Origin of the sequence: Amnibacterium sp. (assembly GCF_036559085.1) — a bacterium.
Classification (GTDB): Bacteria; Actinomycetota; Actinomycetes; order Actinomycetales; family Microbacteriaceae; genus Amnibacterium.
Window position 1 is genome coordinate 150216 of sequence record NZ_DATBTU010000075.1, and the last position, 13740, is coordinate 163955.

A 13740-nucleotide genomic window follows, 5' to 3' on the forward strand; every position below is an offset into this window, starting at 1 on the left:
GCGCATGCTGGCATCCCGCTGGGACCGCGGCGTGGCTCCCACTCGCGGTTCGCCGACGGCGGACAACGCGTGCTCGAGGAGCGCTGCGCCGCTCGAGGTCGCAGCTCGTGCCGCTTCGGGCGTGGCAGAGCGGCCCGAACTGCGACCTCTGCAGCGCTGCTCCTCATCCGGCGCTCCTCCACACCTGGTCGCAGCTCGCGCCGGGCCTGGCGTCGCGTGGTCCGAGTCGCGCGATGACCCGGATGCGGGACCCGCCGGGCGCGCCCCATGGCGGGCATGGCACGATGCCGGGGGCGGCGTGTGCCTCTCGCCGACCGGAAGGGGACCGATATGGGACCGCTCGTGCTCACCAGCCTCCTGACCGCTGCCTGGCTGCTCGTGGTCGCCGTCGTGCTGATCGCGCTCATCGCGATCGCGGTCGTGCTCGTGCGCTTCCTGCTCGTCGCCACCGTCGCTGTGTCCACCTGGGCCGAGCAGAACGGGGCGGATCCGCGCACCTACTGGTGGCCGTTCCGGCCGATCGAGCGGCGCACGCGCCCCGAGCCGCGCCCGGCGCCCGAGCGGACGGGCTCGTCGAGGCCGCAGGATCGCCCCCAGGATCGTCCCGCCTACCAGCCCGCGGCCCAGGAGCGTCCGGCCCAGCAGGCCGCCGCGCCGCAGCCTCCCGTGGCTGCTTCCAGCGTGCCCGGACCCGTCGTCGAGGAGCGCCCGCCCGCCCGGTCGACCGCGCCCGGTCCGCAGCCCCGCGATGCCCGGTCGGAGGCGCACGCCAACAGCTCGGTGCTCGCCGGAATCCGTTCGCGCTTCCACTCGGAGCCCACCCGCCCCGAGCCGATCCTGCCGGATCCGCCGCGCGCCGAGCCGCCGCGCGCCGAGCCGCCGCGGGCCGAGCCGCCGCGGGCCGAGTCGCCGTGGATCGATCCGGTCCCGCCGCGCGCCGCAGCTCCCGCCGAGCCCGCCGCGCGGACGGTGCAGGCGCCTGCGCAGCCCGCGCCCGAGCAGGCACCGCCCGCCCGCACGCCGGCCGGTCGCACGCGGCCCGCGCCGGAGCCGCAGGTGGATGAGGACGACGACCGCGAGTCCGCGATCGACCGGCTCTTCGCCCCGCTCGCCGAGTCGGACCACACGGAGCCGATCCCGGCGGTCCGGCCCCGCACGCCGCGCACCCCGCGGCAGCCCCGACCCTGAGCGCCACGCGCTGCCTCGTCACCGGAGGCAGCCGGGGCATCGGCGCCGCGATCGCCGGCGCGCTGGCCGAGCGCGGCGCGGTGGTGGCCGTGCACGCGGGCCGCGACCGGGCCGCAGCGGAGGCGGTCGCCGCGGCCCTCCCGGGCACCGGACATGTGGCCGTCGTCGGCGACCTCACCGACCCGGCCGCCGCGGAGCACGTCGTCGCGGCCGCGATCGAGGGGCTCAGCGGACTCGACGTGCTCGTCAACAACGCGGGCGTCTTCGAGGCGCATCCGATCGACGGGGTCGACCTCGCCACCTGGCGGGCCGCGTGGCGCCGCCACGTCGACGTCAACCTGCTCGGGCCCGCCGACCTCGCCTGGTTGCACCTCGACCACCTGCTGGAACGACCCGAGGGTCCGGCCGGCGGGCGGATGGTCGCCGTCGGCTCCCGGGGCGCCTACCGCGGCGAGCCCGTCACCGCCGCCTACGCCGCGACGAAGGCGGCCCTGCACGCGATGACCCAGTCGCTCGCGCTCGCGCTGGCGCCGCACGGCGTCGTGGCGACCGCGATCGCACCCGGCTTCGTCGAGACCGACATGGCCCGGGAGGTGCTCGACGGCCCCGCCGGGGACGCGGTCCGGGCGCAGAGCCCGTTCGGCCGCGTCGCGACGCCCGACGAGGTGGCGGCGACCGTCGCCTGGCTCGCGCTCGAGGCCCCGTCCTGGGTCAGCGGCGCCGTGCTCGACGTGAACGGCGCCTCCTACCTCCGCTGACCCGCGCCGCCCCTCCGGCCACCCCGCGAGCACGCCCAGCAGGACGAGATCGCCCGTTTCGGGCCGCCCGAGCGAGTTCGTACGGCGGTAGGGCTGAGGAGGAGGGAGGGACGGGGCGGATGAGGCGGGTCCGGGCACTCGCCGCGGTCCGCCGCTCCGAACACCAGGGCATGGACGGTCATCCGATGGACGCATGGTGGGCGGCGCACGCAGCGGCCCAGCACGTGCCGTTGCTGCCCGCGTCCGGCCACTGGTCCGAGGAGCGCCCCGCGGCCTGACGGGTCGGCCGGCGGAGAGGGTTCAGCTCGCGGCGGCGAGCACCTGCCGCGCCTGCCGCAGCAGCGGCTCGTCCACCATCCGCCCGTCGACCGCGACCACGCCGCCCGCTGCTGCGGCTTCCACGATGCGCCGCGCCCAGGCGACCTCCTCGTCGGCCGGCCGGAACGCGGCGCGCACGATCGGCACCTGCCGCGGATGGATGCACACGGTCCCGGCGAACCCGCTCGCCGCGGCGTCCTCCGCCTCGGCCGCGAGGCCGGTGTCGTCCCGGAAGTCGAGGTGCACCGCGTCGAACGCGGCCTTACCCGCCGCCCCGGCGGCGAGCAGCACCGCGGCCCGGGCGGCCCGGCCGACGTCGCGGTAGCGGCCGCCCGCCCCGCGGCTCGATCGGCCGCCGAGCGCCGCGACGAGGTCCTCGGCGCCCCACATCAGCCCGATCACGTTCGGCGCCGCGGCGAGCTGCGGCGCCGCGAGCACCCCGGCGGGCGTCTCGCAGAGCGCGATGACGTCGTAGCCGGCGAGCGCGGCGAGGTCCGTCGCCGAGTCCGCCTTGGCGAGCATCAGGAGGCGGTACCCGGCGGCCTCGACCGCCGCGAGGTCCGCCTCCAGCATCCCGGCCGCCACGGGGTTCACGCGCACGACCGTGCGCTCCGGCGGCAGCGCGGATGCGGCGAGCGCGGCCCGCGCCTCGTCCTTGCGGTCGGGCGCGACGGCGTCCTCGAGGTCGAGGATCACCGTGTCGGCCGCCGCGAGCGCCTTCTCGTACCGGTCGGGCCGGTCGGCGGGGCAGAACAGCAGCGCGGGCCCCAGCGCGGCGTTCATGCCGTCTCCGGCATGCGCTGCATCAGCGCGGTGCGGACCGCGACGGCCACGGTCTCGCCCCGCTGGTTCACGGCCGTGTGCTCGAACACGACGAGCCCCTGCGTCGGCCGCGACTGCGACAGCCGCTTCTCGACGACACGCGTGGACGCCGTGAGCGTGTCGCCGGCGCGGACCGGCGCCGGGAAGCGGATGTCGCGGAACCCCAGGTTCGCCACGATCGTGCCCTGCGTGAGCTGCGCGACCGACAGCCCGACCAGGGTCGAGAGCGTGAACATGCTGTTCACGAGCCGCTCGCCGAACTCCGTGCCGGCGGCCCACTCCGCGTCGAGGTGCAGCGACTGGGTGTTGCCGGTCAGCGTGGTGAAGAGCACGTTGTCGGCCTCGGTCACGGTGCGCGACGGGGCATGCACGTAGCGCACACCCTCCTCGAGCTCCTCGTAGTAGAGGCCCCGCTGCTGCACGATCCGCTCGGTCATCCCGCCGCCTCCTGCTCGTCGCCGGTCTCGTCCTCCGGCGCCTCGATCACCGCGAGCACCTGGCCCCGGGCCACCTTGTCGCCGACGCGCGCGGCGAGCGACACGCGCCCGGCGGTCGTCGCCCGCAGCGCGTACTCCATCTTCATCGCCTCGACCACGATCACCGGATCGCCCTCGGCGACCGTCGCCCCGTCCTCCGCCGGCACCGCGACGACGGTCCCCGGCATCGGCGACCGCAGCTCGGGATCCAGGGCGCCCGCCGCGCGGCCGGCCCCGGCCGCCACCCGCTCGGTGAGCACCGCCGTGCGTCCGTCGGCGGCGAGGTGCAGCGCGTCCCCGTCGCGCAGCCACGCCACGCTCCGCTGCACGCCGTCGAGCCGGATGCGGGCGGTCCCGTCGCCGAGGACCACGCTCGCCGCGCGCTCGGCCCCGTCCGCGCTCCGCACGACTGCCGCATCCGGCGACCCCGTCACGAGCACCACCTCGGCCGCACCGCCGTCGACCGGCCGGAACGCGTAGCGCGCGGGCGCCGGCGCCCCGATGCGCCACCCCGCGAGCCGGCCCCACGGCCCGTCGGATGCGTTCGCGGCCCGCTCGGCCGCGAAGGTCGTCAGCGCGGCGAGCACCGCGGCGTCGGGCAGCGCGCCCGTGCCGACGAGCGCGTCGAGGCGCCGCTCGATCAGGCCCGTGTCGAGGCGCCCGGCGCGGACGTCCGGGTCGTCGAGCAGCGCGGTGAGGAACGCGACGTTCGTGCCGACGCCCTGCACCACGGTCTCGCCGAGCGCGCGGCGCAGCCGGGCGATCGCCTCTGTCCGATCGGGCGCCCAGGCGATCACCTTCGCCAGCATCGGGTCGTAATCCGAGGTGACCTCGAGGCCGGCGACGAGCGCCCCGTCCACCCGCACGCCCTCGCCCTCCGGCAGCGTCACGCCGAGCACGCGGCCGCCCGTCGGCAGGAACCCCGCGGCGGGGTCCTCGGCGTAGAGGCGCGCCTCCACCGCGTGACCGGTCAGCCGGATCTCGCCGAGCTCGAGCCGCTCGCCGGCCGCGACCCGCAGCTGCTGCTCCACGAGGTCGACGCCGGTGACGAGCTCGGTGACCGGATGCTCGACCTGCAGGCGCGTGTTCATCTCGAGGAAGAAGAACTCGTCCGGCGCATCCGCCGACACGATGAACTCGACCGTCCCGGCGCCCGTGTAGCCCACGCTCCGCGCGGTCTCGCAGGCGGAGGCGCAGATCCGCTCCCGGGTCGCCGCGTCGAGCAGCGCCGACGGGGCCTCCTCGACGACCTTCTGGTGGCGGCGCTGCAGGCTGCACTCCCGCTCGCCCAGCGCGACGACGGCCCCGTGCTCGTCGGCGAGCACCTGCACCTCGATGTGCCGCGGCGTGGCCACGTACCGCTCGACGAAGAGGGTGTCGTCGCCGAACGCCCCCGCCGCCTCGCGCCGTGCCGCGGCGATCGCGGCCGGCGCGTCCGACAGGTCGGTCACGACGTGCATGCCCTTGCCGCCGCCGCCGGCGGACGGCTTCAGCAGCGCGGGCAGCCCGATCTCCGGGATCGCCGCGAGCAGGTCCTCGTCCGTGAGGCCCGGCCGCGCGAGCCCCGGCACCACGGGCACGCCGCGCGCGGTCACCTGGTCGCGAGCGCGGATCTTGTCGCCCATCACCGCGATCGCCTCGACCGGCGGCCCGACGAACACGATGCCGGCGTCCGCGCAGGCCGCCGCGAACGCGGCGTTCTCCGACAGGAATCCGTACCCCGGATGCACGGCCTCGGCCCCGGTGGCCTTCGCGGCCGCCACGACGGCCGCGATGTTCAGGTAGCTGTCCGCCGCGGCCGCCGGCCCGATCCGCACGGCGACGTCGGCCATCGCGACGTGCGGGGCACCCGCATCCGCGTCGCTGTAGACGGCGACCGAGCGGATGCCGAGCCGCTGCAGCGTGCGGATCACCCGGCAGGCGATCTCGCCCCGGTTCGCGACGAGCACGGTGGAGAACATGGCGCTCACATCCGGAAGACGGGCGAGGCCCGGTCGGGCAGGGGGACGGTGGCGCAGGTGTCGAGCGCGAGCCCGACCACGTCGCGCGTGTCGACCGGGTCGATCACGCCGTCGTCCCAGAGCCGGGCGGTCGAGTAGTAGGGCGAGCCCTGGCTGTCGTAGCGCTCGAGGATCGGCGCCGTGAACGCGGCCTCCTCCTCCGGCCCGAAGGTGCCGCCCGCCGCCTCGACCTGGTCGCGGCGCAGGGTGGCGAGCACGGATGCGGCCTGCGGGCCGCCCATCACCGAGATCCGGGCGCCCGGCCACATCCAGAGGAAGCGCGGCGAGTAGGCGCGGCCGCTCATCGAGTAGTTGCCGGCGCCGAACGAGCCGCCGATCACGACGGTGAGCTTCGGCACCCGCGCGGTCGCGACGGCAGTCACCATCTTCGCGCCGTGCTTCGCGATCCCGCCCGCCTCGTACTCGCGGCCGACCATGAAGCCGGTGATGTTCTGCAGGAACAGCAGCGGGATGCCGCGCTGGTCGCAGAGCTCCACGAAGTGCGCGCCCTTCAGCGCCGACTCGCTGAACAGCACGCCGTGGTTCGCGACGATGCCGACCGGATGCCCGTGGATGTGGGCGAACCCCGTGACGAGCGTCGTGCCGTACTCGGCCTTGAACTCGGTGAACCGGCTGCCGTCCACGAGGCGCGCGATCACCTCGCGCGGATCGAGCGGCGTGCCGGCGTCCGCGGGCAGTGCGGCGTAGAGGTCGTCGGGGGAGACGGCGGGCGCCTCTGATTCGCGGCGCTCCCAGGCGACCGGGGGAGCAGGCGGCAGTGTCGCGACGAGGTCGCGGATCCGCTCGAGCGCTGCCGCGTCATCGGCGACGAGGTGGTCGACGACCCCGGAGACGCGGGCGTGCACCGCACCGCCGCCGAGGTCCTCGGAGGAGACGACCTCGCCGGTCGCGGCCTTCACGAGCGGCGGCCCGCCGAGGAAGATCGTGCCCTGGTCGGCGACGATCACCGTCTCGTCGCTCATCGCCGGCACGTAGGCGCCGCCCGCCGTGCTCGACCCGAGCACGGCCGCGAGCTGCGGCACGCCGGCGGCCGAGAGGTTCGCCTGGTTGTAGAAGATCCGCCCGAAGTGGTCCCGATCGGGGAACACCTCGTCCTGCATCGGCAGGAACGCGCCGCCGGAGTCGACGAGCGCGATGCAGGGCAGCCGGTTCTCGGCGGCGATCTCCTGTGCGCGCAGGTGCTTCTTCACCGTCATCGGGAAGTAGGAGCCGCCCTTCACGGTCGCGTCGTTCGCGATCACCATGCAGAGCCGCCCGGCCACGCGGCCGATGCCGGTGACGATGCCGGCGGACGGGCACTCGTCGTCGTACATGCCGGTGGCCGCGAGCGCCCCGACCTCGAGGAACGGGCTGCCGCGGTCGAGCAGCCGATCGATGCGGTCGCGGACGAGCAGCTTGCCGCGGGCCGTGTGGCGCTCGCGGGAGGATGCGGGTCCGCCGAGGGCGGCGACGGCGAGCCGTTCGCGCAGCTCGACGACGAGCGCGCGCTGGCGCGCGGCGTTCGTCTCCGCGGCGGCGTCGCCCGTCGTGACGGCCGTTCCGAGTGGCTGCATCGGCACTCCTGTGTGCGATCGAATCGAGTTAGTGACCGCTAACTGAGAGTAGCATCCCGGAGCATGGCGAGCACCTGGCGCGCGACGGCGAAGGCGGACCGCCGCCAGCGCTACCTCGACGCGGCCGCGGAGCTCTTCGCGGCGCGCGGCTACGCGGGCGTCTCCATCGAGGACCTCGGGGCGGCGGCCGGCGTGTCCGGGCCCGCCCTCTACCGACACTTCCGCGGCAAGGAGGACGTGCTCGCCGAGCTGCTCGTCTCCGCCAGCGAGCGGCTGCTCCGCGGCGCGACCGCCACGATCGAAGCCGGCCGGGATCCGGCCTCGACGCTCGCCGACCTCGTCGCCTTCCACGCCGACTTCGCGATCGCGGAGCGGGACGTCATCCGCGTGCAGGACCGCGAGCTCGTGCACCTCGGCGAGGAGCCGAGCCGGCGGGTCCGCTCGCTGCAGCGCCGCTACGTCGAGGCCTGGGCGGACGTGCTCGTCGCCGCGCAGCCGGGCCTCGCCCGGGACGAGGCGGTGGTGCGGCTGCACGCGGTCTTCGGGCTGCTGAACGCGACTCCGACGACGCCGGGCCTCGAGGCGATGGGCGACCCGGTCGGGCTGCTCGGCGGGATGGCGCTCGCAGCGCTCAGCGGGCGGCCTCGTCCTCCAGCCGGGACTCCAGCAGCGGCGTGATCCGGTACGGGATCACCTCGCTGATCCCCATCGCCGTCTCCGCGCGCTCGACCCCGGGCACGGCGAGCATCGCCGCGTTGACCCGGAACAGGTCCTCGGCCGAGGTGCAGACGATCCGAACGAGCAGATCCGCGGATCCGGAGAGGCCGTGCGCCTGCACGATCTCGGGGATGCGGGTGAGCGCCTCGACGATCGGCTTCAGCATCTGCTGCTTCACATGCAGGGTCGTGAATGCGACGAGCGGGTACCCGGCGGCGCCCGGATCGATGCACCGGTCGTAGTCGAGGAAGGTGCCGGCGCGGGTCAGCGCGGTCATCCGCGCCTGCACCGTGTTGCGACTCAGGCCCAGCGAATCGGCGAGCGCGACGGTCGTCGCCCTGGGGTTGCCGGCGAGGGCGAGCAGGAGCTTCAGGTCGACGGTGTCGAGGTCGCGCACAGTGCGGAACCGTAGCAGCGCCGAGTGCCACTCGTCGAGGCTCCGATTGAGCAGAGTGCGCGACACGATTGGAACTCATTGCAACTCTTGAGCAATGAGGCGTACCGTCCGCAGGCATTCGGCACTGTCGCCGAGCAGCAAAGCACCAAAGGCGGTGGCTCTTGTCCAACACGGTCGCGGCTCCGCGTGCCTCAGGCACGCCCGACTCGGATCCGGCCCTTCGCGGCGCCGTCCGCATCCTCACCCCGTCCGGCGAGCGGACCGACGAGCCGGAGTACGGCTGCCAGGTCGCCGACGTCGACGACGAGGCACTGCTCGCCCTCCACGACGACATGGTCGTCGTGCGGCGCATCGACACCGAGGCCACCAACCTGCAGCGGCAGGGCGAGCTGGCGCTCTGGCCGCCGCTGCTCGGCCAGGAGGCCGCGCAGATCGGTTCCGCCCGCGCGCTCCGGTCCGACGACTTCGCGTTCACCAGCTACCGCGAGAACGGCGTCGCCTACTGCCGCGGCGTGACGCCCGCGCAGCTGATGCCCGTCTGGCGCGGCGTGACCGCGTCCGGCTGGGACCCGTACTCGGTCGGGATGGCGACGCCCCAGGTGATCATCGCCGCGCAGACCCTGCACGCCACCGGCTACGCGCTCGGGCTGCAGTACGACGGCTCCGACGCCGCCGCGATCGCCTACTTCGGCGACGGGGCGACGAGCGAGGGCGACGCGAGCGAGGCCCTCGTCTTCGCCGCCACCTACAAGGCGCCCGTCGTCTTCTTCTGCCAGAACAACCACTGGGCCATCTCCGAGCCCGTCACGCTGCAGAGCGGATCGAGCCTCGCCGGCCGCGCCGCCGGCTTCGGCGTGCCCTCGGTCGCCGTCGACGGCAACGATGTGCTCGCCGTCATGGCGGTCACCCGGGCAGCGCTCGCCCGCGCTCGTGCCGGTGGCGGTCCCTCGTTCATCGAGGCCGTCACCTACCGGATGGGGCCGCACACCACGGCGGACGACCCCACGCGCTACCGCGAGCCCGCCGAGCTCGAGGCCTGGCGCCGCATGGACCCGATCGACCGGGTCGAGAAGCACCTCGTCTCCCGCGGCGTGCTCACCGACGAGCGCCGCGCCGAGACCCAGGCGCACGCCGACCAGGTGGCCAAGGCGATGCGGGACGCCTGCATCGGCATGCCCGACCCGGACCCGATGTCGCTCTTCGAGCACGTCTACGCCGAGCCGCACAGCGACATCGACCGTCAGCGGACCCGCTTCGCGGCCTACCTCGACTCCTTCGAGGACGCCCGATGAGCGCGATGACGATGGGCGGCGCCCTGAACGCCGGGCTGCGCGCCGCCCTCACCGCCGACCCGAAGGTGCTCGTCATGGGCGAGGACATCGGCGCCCTCGGTGGGGTCTACCGGATCACCGACGGCCTGCAGCGCGAGTTCGGCCCGCGCCGCGTGATGGACACGCCGCTCGCGGAGTCCGGCATCCTCGGCACCGCGGTCGGCCTCGCCTACCGCGGCTACCGGCCGGTCTGCGAGATCCAGTTCGACGGCTTCATCTACCCCGCGTTCGACCAGATCGTCAGCCAGGTGGCGCGGATGCACTCGCGCACGAACGGCGCCGTGAAGATGCCCATCACCATCCGCGTGCCCGTCGGCGGCGGCATCGGCTCGGCGGAGCACCACTCCGACTCGCCCGAGGCCTACTTCGCGCACACCCCGGGCCTCCGCGTCGTGAGCGTCTCGAACCCGCAGGACGCCTACGACCTGCTCCAGGACGCGATCGCGTGCGACGACCCGGTGCTGTTCTTCGAGCCGAAGCGCCGATACCACATGAAGGCCGAGGTGGACACGGCGCGCAGCCGCCCCGCGGCGATGGGCACCGCCCGGGTGCTCCGCGAGGGCACCGACGCGACGCTCGTGACGTTCGGCGGCCTCGTGCAGGTGGCGCTCGCGGCGGCCGACGCCGCCGCGGACGAGGGCGTCTCGCTCGAGGTGATCGACCTGCGCTCGCTCTCGCCGATCGACTGGGTCGCCCTCGCGACCTCCGTGCGGCGCACCGGCCGAGTCGTCATCGCGCACGAGGCCCCGGAGTCGGTCGGCCTCGGCGCGGAGCTCGCCGCCGGCATCACCGAGCGCTGCTTCTACTTCCTCGAGCACGCGCCGGTGCGGGTGACCGGGTTCGACATCCCGTTCCCGCCCTCGAAGCTCGAGCGGCACCATCTTCCCGACCTCGACCGGATGCTGGACGGCGTCGACGCCGCGCTCGGCCGCCCGTCGAGCCTGGCCGAGGAGGACTGAGCCGTGATCCGGGAGTTCCGGCTGCCCGATCTCGGTGAGGGCCTCACCGAGTCCGAGCTCGTGCAGTGGCGGGTCGCCGAGGGCGAGGAGGTCACTCTGCACCAGGTGATCGCGGAGGTCGAGACCGCGAAGGCCATGGTCGAGCTGCCGTCGCCGCACGCCGGCGTCGTCGAGCGGCTCTACGTCGGCAACGGCACGACCGTGAACGTCGGCGAGCCGATCATCGCGTTCCGCGTCGAAGGCACGGATGACGAGTCGGATGCGCCGCAGCCGAACCTCGTCGGCTACGGCGCGGCGCCGGATGCGAGCGGCCGGCCGGCGCGCCGGGCCCGCCGTGGCGCCGCGGCCGTCGCCACCGCGCCCACGCCGATGCAGGCTCCGCCCGCCCGGACCGCGCCTGCGCCCGTCCCCGAGCCGCCGGTCGCTCCGGTGGTCGCGGAACGACCCCGCGAGGAGCGCGTCCGCGCCACCCCGCCGGTCCGGCGCCTCGCCGAGCAGCTCGGCGTGCACCTCGCCGAGGTCGTCGGCACCGGTGAGCGCGGTCTCGTGACCCGTCACGACGTCGAGCTCGCCGCTGCTGCGTCCGCGACGGCACCCGCCGCGCCTGTCCAACGGACCGCGGATGCATCCGACGTCGAGCGGATCCCGGTCACCGGCGTGCGCCGCCGCACGGCCGAGGCGATGGTCGCGAGCGCGTTCACCGCGCCGCACGTGACGATGTTCCTCACCGTCGACGTCACCGCGACGATGGAGCTGCTCGAGCGACTGAGGGCCACGCGCGAGTTCCGCGAGACGCGGCTCACCTTCCTCACCGCGGTGGCGAAGGCGCTCTGCCTGGCCGTGGCGGACTTCCCGGAGGTGAACGCGCGCTGGGCCGGCGAGGAGATCGTCCGCTCCCGCTCCGTGCACCTCGGCATCGCGGCGGCGACGCCCCGTGGCCTCGTCGTGCCGGTGCTCCGCGACGCGCAGGCGTCGAGCCTCGCCGAGCTCGCCCGCCGCATCGCGGAGCTCGCAGAGACCGCCCGCGCGGGCCGCACCGCGCCGGCCGATCTCAGCGGCAGCACGATCACGATCTCGAACGTCGGCGTCTTCGGCGTCGACGCCGGCACCCCGCTCCTGAACCCGGGGGAGGCGGCGATCCTCGCCGTCGGCCAGGTGGCGAAGCGGCCGTGGGAGCTCGAGGGCGGCATCGCCCTGCGCTCCGTCACGACCCTGTCGCTCTCGATCGACCACCGCGTGCTCGACGGCGAGCAGGGTTCCCGCTTCCTCGCCGCCATCGGCCGGACCCTGTCCGACCCCGCCACCGTCTTCACCCGGTGAGGCGCGCCATGACCGGCCGCCCCGCCATCCGCCCTACGAGGAGTTGCTGATGACCCTGCTCACGCCGACCGACGAGACGCCCGCGGGCTTCGAGCTGCCCGCGTTCCATGCGCGCCTCCGCGACGAGGTGCGCGACTTCGCCGACGCCGTCGTCGCGCCTGCCGCCTACGAGTACGACACGAAGCGGGAGCTGCCGTACGACATCATCCGCACGATGGGCGACATGGGCCTCTTCGGCCTGCCCGTCCCCGAGGAGTACGGCGGCGGCGGCCGCGACTACCTCGCTCTCTGCCTCGCGGTCGAGCAGCTCGCCCGCGCCGACCAGAGCATCGCCGTCACCCTCGAGGCCGGCGTCGGGCTCGGCATGATGCCGATCCTGCGCAGCGGCACCGAGGCGCAGAAGCGCGAGTGGCTGCCGCTGCTCGCCTCCGGGCACGCGCTCGGCGCGTTCGGCCTGACGGAGGCGGAGGCCGGTTCGGATGCGGCCGGCACGCAGACGACCGCCGTGCTCGAGGACGGGCAGTGGGTGATCAACGGCTCGAAGCAGTTCATCACCAACTCCGGCTCGGAGATCACGCGGCTCATCACCGTCACCGCGGTCACCGGCGAGAGCATCCGGCCGGACGGCTCGGTGAAGAAGGAGCTCACCGCGATCCTCGTGCCGGTGCCGACCGAGGGCTTCGTCGCGCACCCCGCCTACGACAAGGTCGGCTGGCACACGTCGGACACGCATCCGCTCACGTTCACCGACGTGCGGGTGCCGGAGGAGAACATCCTCGGTGCGCGCGGACGCGGCTTCGTGAACTTCCTGCAGACGCTCGACGAGGGCCGCGTCGCGTTCGCCGCGCTCTGCACGGGCGCCGCGCAGGGCTGCCTCGAGGAGGCGGTGCGCTACGCGGGGGAGCGGCGGGTGTTCGGCCGAGTGATCGGCGACAACCAGCACATCGCGTTCAAGCTCGCCCGGATGCAGGCCCGCGTGCACACCGCGCGCCTCGCGTACTACGACGCGGCGATCAAGATCGTGCGTGGGCAGCCGTTCAAGACGGAGGCCTCCATCGCGAAGCTCGTCAGCAGCGAGGCGGCGATGGAGAACGCCCGCGACGCGACGCAGATCTTCGGCGGCTACGGGTTCCTCAACAAGAGCCCCGTGGCGCGCCACTACCGCGACTCGAAGATCCTCGAGATCGGTGAGGGCACCTCCGAGGTGCAGCTCGGGGTCATCGCGCGCGGTCTCGGATTCGCGGCGCTCTGAACGGAGCGACCGTGCAGCAGCCTCGGCCCGGACCCCCAGCAGGGTCGCACCGCAGTCATCGCCTCCTCATCGGATCGAGGTGCACGCTGCGGTTGTGACCGGGTCGGGGAGTGCGACGAAGGAGCGAGCGACCGTGGTCCTCACCCTTCTCGCGCTGGTCGGTTCCGCTTGCACCCTCGCCTGGGTGGTGGTGACAGGAGTCCTGCCGCTCGGCTGACGAGGGTGCAGCGGACCGGCGTCCCCGGTTCGCGCACCGCCTTGCGGTCGGTTCGCTGTGTTCGATCCGGTCTGTTTCGATCCTGATAATTCTTGGGCGCGCCGCGTGTCGGCGTGCGCTTCTTGCGCGCAACACTCGCTCATGGACGAGACGCGCAGCCTTTCCCCCACAGCGTTGCTCCTCGACGCATCCCTCCCGATCACCGTCGAGCTCACCCCCACCACCCGCCGGCTGGAGCTGGTCGCCGCGACCGGCGCCGTTCGAGTCGTGCTCCCCGAGAGTGTTCTCGTGTGCCCGCCGGACCGGATGATCAGCGGCAGCACCGCGGACGGCCAGCACTTCAGCGAGGTGGCGGGAGTCCTCTACCTCGACGCCGCCGAGCGGCAGGGGATCCCCATCTCGGTCATCTGA

At 74.2% G+C, this 13740-nt stretch carries 13 protein-coding genes; 8 read left to right on the plus strand and 5 right to left on the minus strand.

Annotated elements, in window-relative coordinates; all coding sequences use genetic code 11:
* The first annotated feature begins 330 nt into the window (after window positions 1-330).
* Together VIG76_RS14370 and VIG76_RS14375 are read left to right on the plus strand one after the other, a co-directional pair.
* A complete protein-coding gene (locus tag VIG76_RS14370; RefSeq protein WP_331955356.1) occupies window positions 331-1188 on the plus strand; it encodes a hypothetical protein in 858 nt (285 codons plus the stop codon).
* Window positions 1185-1946 (plus strand): SDR family NAD(P)-dependent oxidoreductase, encoded by a 762-nt coding sequence (locus tag VIG76_RS14375; RefSeq protein ID WP_331955384.1) that lies wholly within the window; start codon window positions 1185-1187, stop codon window positions 1944-1946. Before VIG76_RS14370 ends, VIG76_RS14375 begins: the two co-directional genes overlap by 4 nt.
* A gap of 300 nt (window positions 1947-2246) precedes the next feature.
* Here the strand turns inward: VIG76_RS14375 and VIG76_RS14380 are convergent, their stop codons facing one another.
* The 4 genes from VIG76_RS14380 to VIG76_RS14395 are packed head-to-tail and all read right to left on the minus strand — an operon-like array spanning window position 2247 to window position 7136.
* Complete coding sequence (locus tag VIG76_RS14380) at window positions 2247-3047, minus strand: HpcH/HpaI aldolase/citrate lyase family protein (RefSeq protein ID WP_331955358.1); 801 nt, start codon at window positions 3045-3047, stop codon at window positions 2247-2249.
* Entirely contained in the window at window positions 3044-3523 is a 480-nt protein-coding gene (locus tag VIG76_RS14385) for a MaoC family dehydratase (RefSeq protein ID WP_331955360.1), read from the minus strand. The genes VIG76_RS14380 and VIG76_RS14385 overlap by 4 nt, the downstream gene beginning before the upstream one ends.
* On the minus strand, window positions 3520-5523 hold the full coding sequence (locus VIG76_RS14390) for an ATP-binding protein (protein WP_331955362.1): 2004 nt from the start codon (window positions 5521-5523) through the stop codon (window positions 3520-3522). The genes VIG76_RS14385 and VIG76_RS14390 overlap by 4 nt, the downstream gene beginning before the upstream one ends.
* Window positions 5524-5528: 5 nt before the next feature.
* Window positions 5529-7136 (minus strand): carboxyl transferase domain-containing protein, encoded by a 1608-nt coding sequence (locus VIG76_RS14395; RefSeq protein WP_331955364.1) that lies wholly within the window; start codon window positions 7134-7136, stop codon window positions 5529-5531.
* Between the two features lie 63 nt (window positions 7137-7199).
* On the opposite strand from VIG76_RS14395, the gene VIG76_RS14400 reads away from it, so the two are divergent.
* On the plus strand, window positions 7200-7814 hold the full coding sequence (locus VIG76_RS14400) for a TetR/AcrR family transcriptional regulator (RefSeq protein ID WP_331955366.1): 615 nt from the start codon (window positions 7200-7202) through the stop codon (window positions 7812-7814).
* Here the strand turns inward: VIG76_RS14400 and VIG76_RS14405 are convergent.
* Window positions 7768-8316: an Lrp/AsnC family transcriptional regulator gene (locus VIG76_RS14405; protein WP_331955368.1), complete on the minus strand. Its 549-nt coding sequence runs from the start codon at window positions 8314-8316 to the stop codon at window positions 7768-7770. The genes VIG76_RS14400 and VIG76_RS14405 overlap by 47 nt on opposite strands.
* A 95-nt stretch (window positions 8317-8411) precedes the next feature.
* Between VIG76_RS14405 and pdhA the strand changes: the two genes are divergently transcribed.
* From pdhA to VIG76_RS14430, 5 genes are all read left to right on the plus strand, one after another.
* Window positions 8412-9542, plus strand: coding sequence for a pyruvate dehydrogenase (acetyl-transferring) E1 component subunit alpha (gene pdhA, locus VIG76_RS14410; RefSeq protein WP_414640650.1), 1131 nt, complete (start codon window positions 8412-8414; stop codon window positions 9540-9542).
* Window positions 9539-10540 (plus strand): alpha-ketoacid dehydrogenase subunit beta, encoded by a 1002-nt coding sequence (locus VIG76_RS14415; protein WP_331955370.1) that lies wholly within the window; start codon window positions 9539-9541, stop codon window positions 10538-10540. The genes pdhA and VIG76_RS14415 overlap by 4 nt, the downstream gene beginning before the upstream one ends.
* A gap of 3 nt (window positions 10541-10543) precedes the next feature.
* Window positions 10544-11860, plus strand: coding sequence for a dihydrolipoamide acetyltransferase family protein (locus VIG76_RS14420; RefSeq protein ID WP_331955372.1), 1317 nt, complete (start codon window positions 10544-10546; stop codon window positions 11858-11860).
* Window positions 11861-11909: 49 nt separating this feature from the next.
* A complete protein-coding gene (locus VIG76_RS14425; protein ID WP_331955374.1) occupies window positions 11910-13112 on the plus strand; it encodes an acyl-CoA dehydrogenase family protein in 1203 nt (400 codons plus the stop codon).
* 358 nt (window positions 13113-13470) lie between these two features.
* Window positions 13471-13740, plus strand: a complete 270-nt coding sequence (locus tag VIG76_RS14430; RefSeq protein ID WP_331955376.1) for a hypothetical protein — start codon at window positions 13471-13473, stop codon at window positions 13738-13740.

Coding starts and splice junctions, on each gene's coding strand:
- VIG76_RS14400 (WP_331955366.1), top strand. CDS start 7,200: ATGGCGAGCACCTGGCGCGCGACGGCGAAGGCGGACCGCCGCCAGCGC.
- VIG76_RS14390 (WP_331955362.1), bottom strand. CDS start 5,523: ATGTTCTCCACCGTGCTCGTCGCGAACCGGGGCGAGATCGCCTGCCGG.
- VIG76_RS14425 (WP_331955374.1), top strand. CDS start 11,910: ATGACCCTGCTCACGCCGACCGACGAGACGCCCGCGGGCTTCGAGCTG.
- VIG76_RS14430 (WP_331955376.1), top strand. CDS start 13,471: ATGGACGAGACGCGCAGCCTTTCCCCCACAGCGTTGCTCCTCGACGCA.
- VIG76_RS14395 (WP_331955364.1), bottom strand. CDS start 7,136: ATGCAGCCACTCGGAACGGCCGTCACGACGGGCGACGCCGCCGCGGAG.
- VIG76_RS14370 (WP_331955356.1), top strand. CDS start 331: ATGGGACCGCTCGTGCTCACCAGCCTCCTGACCGCTGCCTGGCTGCTC.
- VIG76_RS14415 (WP_331955370.1), top strand. CDS start 9,539: ATGAGCGCGATGACGATGGGCGGCGCCCTGAACGCCGGGCTGCGCGCC.
- VIG76_RS14380 (WP_331955358.1), bottom strand. CDS start 3,047: ATGAACGCCGCGCTGGGGCCCGCGCTGCTGTTCTGCCCCGCCGACCGG.
- VIG76_RS14385 (WP_331955360.1), bottom strand. CDS start 3,523: ATGACCGAGCGGATCGTGCAGCAGCGGGGCCTCTACTACGAGGAGCTC.